We start from the raw sequence: 4,722 nt of genomic DNA on the forward strand, positions 1-4,722 counted from the left end.
ACCCCAGCCCTTTAGGGCCGGGGAAGGGGTCAGATATTTCTAGTAGCATTTTCTATCCCTCCATTTACTAGGAGGCATTGTTAAATTATTTGAAGCATATTTTTAGTATTATAATTAAAATAATAGCAGCCAATATAGATAATTAAGTAGTATTAGGGGCCTCATTTTCCAACATCTTAACTAAGACCTAACTTTACCCTAAGCCTACTCTTTAATTAGGTGAAGGTACATTGGTAATTATTACTTAAGATTCATTAAGCCCTTAAGCGTGTTGGCTAGGTCCTTAATATGCTTATACGCTGGTGTATCCTTGTTTAATTTAATGATCCTCATTCTACCAATGTTAACTTCCTTAACTATCCCAACCTCCTCAAGGGCTTTAACATGCTTTAATGTTAACGTGTAATTTGAGCCTATTATCTTGGCTAATTGAGTTATGTTTAATTCCCCTAGCTCATGAAGTGCCAGTATAATCTTAATCCTTATCTTTGATTCCATTATCTCATCAACTAGGTTCATGCGGATCACCTAACCGCTAATTCGTAGTCAAGCATTCTTGTTAATTCCTGAGCAAGTACGTTAAGTGATTCATAGGGTATTGATATTAGCGTTGTCCTACCCCTCATACCCTTACCAGATAGCCTAGTTTCAATAATCCGCCACGTACTCTCCATATCCTTTAAGTAATGCCATAATTGGCCATGACTACGCTTAGTCCTTAACCCATACCTCTCACACAGTATTATGTACTCCTCCTCAGCCTCACCGAAGGTTACGTATGGTACATCCCTCTTCTTACGTAACGCTTCAACTATGGCTAATAAGAATAATTTCTCATGAAGATCCATACCCTTTAATTCACCCACGTGGACAGGTAATGTGTTCTTAATAGCAACCCTAACGTGCTCCGGCAGTATCCTCCTGGAGCCCTGCTGCTGCGCGGTTAATGCAGCCTTCCAAAGTATTTCAATAGCCTGCTTAGCGTTACCCCTGCCTCCATCACTATCCCTGGCCCCAGTAACATCACTTATCATTTCAAGGATCTCATCATTATAAGCGCCTTGGTGAAGAGCCTCCTGTGCCCTATCCCTAAGGATCTCGTAAATCTGGTCCTTAGTATACGGTGGGAATTTAATTATGTTCCTGCCTAGGGTGCTTTTAGCACCAGCGTCAAGCTTATCTAATAGTGATTCATCCCTATCAATAAGTATTAATGAGAAGTGGTAATCATGCTCCCCTATGTGTTCATCATAAAACCTTATTAATATTCCAAGTGAATCAGCACCACTATTGTTAACTATGTGGAACACATCATCAAGCACTATGACCACGTACATGTCATTATCCTTTAAGTAGTCGTAAATTATCTCAAGGAGTTCATCTGATGAGAATCCACGCCTAGGTATACTCATCTTCAGTGACTCACCAATATGCCTAACAGCAGAGTGCATTGTCCTATGGGTCCAGCATGGTACATAGATGAATCTCACCGTTGATGAACGTGAGGCGTATTCCTTAAACTTAAGGCTGGTAATAGTCTTACCAGTGCCAGTACTACCCACGAGTAGTGCCCTGGCGTAGAATGATCCAGGAGATTTAATGTAATCATCGAAAATCATCTTAAGCGTATTCATCTGCTCCTCCCTGTCAACTAACCTAGTTGGTATGAAATCTGGCGTTAATGCCGCCGGATTCTTAATTATACTTAACTCCCCCACGCATGTACTTGTTCTTTCTGCTTTAAAACTTTAATGCTTAATAAGTAGTAAACTTCTCTAATACCCTAAAACTTTAAGGTACTTAGCACTTACCTATATAATAAACGGTTAATTTACTTCATTACTTTATATTTATAAGCGCATACTCTTTAATTAAGTCAATTCTATCCATAAGAACACCGCATCCCTGTTCCCAACATTCAATTAATAATATGCAACCAGGTGACTTAACACCAACGTTAACACCCCTTTCCTTAAGCATTCTGGCTAACCTAAGTTCACAATCCGAGTCACTAACCCCACGACCCCTAGCCCTACACCTAATTAGTAGCCTATGGCCACTGCATTGGTTAATTCTACGCAGTACTAAGTTAACTAAATCCCCTAGGTTTAACTCATTAGTATACTCAATAATTGGAATAACCCTAAACAATACTGTGCCTGCAAATGGGCTCCTTAAAATAATCCTAGACACTAATGTAGGGTCAAGCTCAGTCTCTATTATAAGTAGGCCGCTGAAACGTGACTTAGTTACCTTAGCATTACCTAACTTAATAATGAGGTAATCCTCCAAGTCCTTGGCAACCCTACTATTCCTAGGCTTAGTCGTGGCTAGGATTATATTAACCATGATTCCGCTTCCCCATTATAATAATGTTAGCTAAACCAAGGGCTTTATCCCTATATTGAATAAGCCTTAAGCAGCCCTCAGCCATACTCCTAAACACGTCATTTGGTGGTAATCGCCTATATATATTGTGTATATTGTAGAAGTATGAGACATATCTTGGCCCAGCGAACACAAGGGCTATTAATGGTATTGCAGCCGCAGTGTAGAGCCAGCCTAAGGCACGGTAAACAGGGTTAGTGGGCTTACCAATACTTATACTGGCTAATACTCCTCCATTATCAAGTACCTTAGATATCTCACAGTAAGTTCTCCTTAAGTCATTTGCAGTATGAAGCGAGAAGCCCATGATAACCATGTTGAATACTGAACCCCTAAAGGGCATATACTCGAAGGAGCCGCAGACCTTATCAATGTTACTAAGGCTCGGCGTGGCATTCAGCATTACTATTGATTGATCCAGCAGCACAATATGCCTTAGGCCAACTCCACTTTTAATTAACTCAATACTCATGCTTCCTGGGCCTGAACCAGCATCGAGTACATTAAGTGCATTACCTGGGTCATTAAGTGCCTTGAGGCCTAATTTAATAGTCTCCCTCCTCCATTTAACCAGGAATCTAAGGGTTATTGCTTTACTGGTTCTCTCATATACAGGTACTATTGCATTATACGTTTCATAAAGTGGGATCTTAACCATAGCTCACTCCTGTTCCTCACTAGCCTCGGGGCTTATAACAAGTTTAATAGACCTCTCGGATACGCCCAGCGACCTAGTGAGTACATCAATAACCTTACTATTACTCTCAATTAGTGCCCTTATTAATGGTAAGTAATCCCTCACTATGGTTGCTGTTGATTCGTGAAGCTGAACCCTAAGCATATGCATTACATGATCCCTAGTATCCCTAATCTCCCTAGTCCTAGCTAATAGCCTAATTTTCTCAGGGAACCTCATACCCCTTATGAAGAATGGTAACTTAGGCTTATCCCTAACTAAAGCAACCCCACTGGTCATTAACTCAAGTACGTAAGGCATTAACTCCCACTCCTGCCTACTATTCATTATGCCCCTAAGTACATCAGCCTTAGATAAATTATCGTAGGCATCACTCATGGCTATTAATGATGATGAGTAGGCAACTGCAGTATTCTCAACAAGCCAAAGTAGGAAACTTTCCCAATCAAAACTAGGTAACCTAGTTACCCCAGTGGCTGACGCCACAGTATTGGCTTTAAGCACCATGTCAACCATCCTAAACATATCGTATTGATGAGCCCTACTACTCAATAATGAAACCCTCTCCCTAGTTACTGGACCTGTTTCGGCAACCGCCTGCAAATCATTTATGGCTGACCTCATGTCACCCATTGATGACTCTGCAATAAGCCTCAAGGCATCCTCCTCACACTTAACCTTCTCTGCATTGCATATGCGCCTAAGCATTTCAATAATATCCCTATTCTTAAGAGGCTTAACTTGAATAACTATGCAAATGTCCCTAAGGGGCCTAAGCTTAGGGTCCCATGGATCATTAGCTGTCATAGCTATTGGGACCTTAGCCTCCTTAACAATATCAACTATCTCATAAATACCCCCTTGATCAGCCTTAACATTAATGCCATCAACCTCATCAAAAAGCACAATCTTACCCCTGAAGCCGAATAGTGAACCCTGGGTTAACGCCTTACCAATAGTCTCCCTAATCCTTGAGGCTGTCCTAACATCACTGGCATTCATCTCATATAACTCTAACCCATAGTCATACGCCAATGCGTGAACCATTGTTGTCTTACCGGTACCAGGTGGGCCTGAAAGCAATATAGCCCTCTTCTCCTTCCCGCTTAGCCACCTGCTTATCCAATCCTCCATAGTCCTCTTAACATCCTCTTGATCGACAACATCCTTAAGGCTCCTTGGCCTATACTTCTCAAACCAAGGTAACCTACGCATGCTCATTTACGTGACCCTCTCTTAACGGGCTTCTCACTTGGCTTGATTTCAGGCTCCTTCACAGCCCTTAAACCATACTTAGAGCCTATGAGGGCTAATTTAGCTATTAATGCCGTTAACTGAATCTCCTCATCACTACCTGTTACAAGCCTATTATCAATATCAGCCACAAGCTCACTGACCTCAACCTTCGCATCAACAGGTAGATTAAACCTATCATTAATTAGTAATTCATCCTCAATGTACTTAAGCAACTCAACACCGGATACACCGTACGTGTACATTATGTTCCTAAGCAACTTACGGGAATCCTCAAACCTACCGCTTAAGGCATTCTCAATGAATTCATCAATAACCTTAAACTCAACCCTACCCACAACCCTATAAACCGCCTCCCTATCCACTTTTTTGTTTGTTGTGGT

The 4,722-nt window shown here is 41.3% G+C and carries 5 protein-coding genes and 1 pseudogene; all 6 read right to left on the bottom strand.

What is annotated here, in order from left to right; translation table 11 throughout:
• Positions 1 to 240: 240 nt before the first annotated feature.
• Positions 241 to 519, bottom strand: a complete 279-nt coding sequence (locus BP896_RS00430; RefSeq protein WP_291764548.1) for a winged helix-turn-helix domain-containing protein — start codon at positions 517 to 519, stop codon at positions 241 to 243.
• A 5-nt stretch (positions 520 to 524) separates the two neighbouring features.
• Complete coding sequence (locus tag BP896_RS00435) at positions 525 to 1,718, bottom strand: ORC1-type DNA replication protein (RefSeq protein WP_291764550.1); 1,194 nt, start codon at positions 1,716 to 1,718, stop codon at positions 525 to 527.
• A 121-nt stretch (positions 1,719 to 1,839) separates the two neighbouring features.
• The gene (locus BP896_RS00440; RefSeq protein ID WP_291764552.1) at positions 1,840 to 2,349 is read right to left on the bottom strand and encodes a THUMP domain-containing protein; all 510 of its coding nucleotides are present in this window, start codon (positions 2,347 to 2,349) and stop codon (positions 1,840 to 1,842) included.
• Positions 2,342 to 3,046 (bottom strand): class I SAM-dependent methyltransferase, encoded by a 705-nt coding sequence (locus BP896_RS00445; protein ID WP_291764554.1) that lies wholly within the window; start codon positions 3,044 to 3,046, stop codon positions 2,342 to 2,344. Before BP896_RS00445 ends, BP896_RS00440 begins: the two co-directional genes overlap by 8 nt.
• Positions 3,047 to 3,049: 3 nt before the next feature.
• Positions 3,050 to 4,306: a replication factor C large subunit gene (locus BP896_RS00450; RefSeq protein WP_291764556.1), complete on the bottom strand. Its 1,257-nt coding sequence runs from the start codon at positions 4,304 to 4,306 to the stop codon at positions 3,050 to 3,052.
• Positions 4,303 to 4,722, bottom strand: a pseudogene (locus tag BP896_RS00455) (Replication factor C small subunit); the annotation flags it as partial. The gene BP896_RS00450 and the pseudogene BP896_RS00455, both read right to left, overlap by 4 nt.

The organism is Caldivirga sp. UBA161, assembly GCF_002506515.1.
Lineage (GTDB): Archaea > Thermoproteota > Thermoprotei > Thermoproteales > Thermocladiaceae > Caldivirga.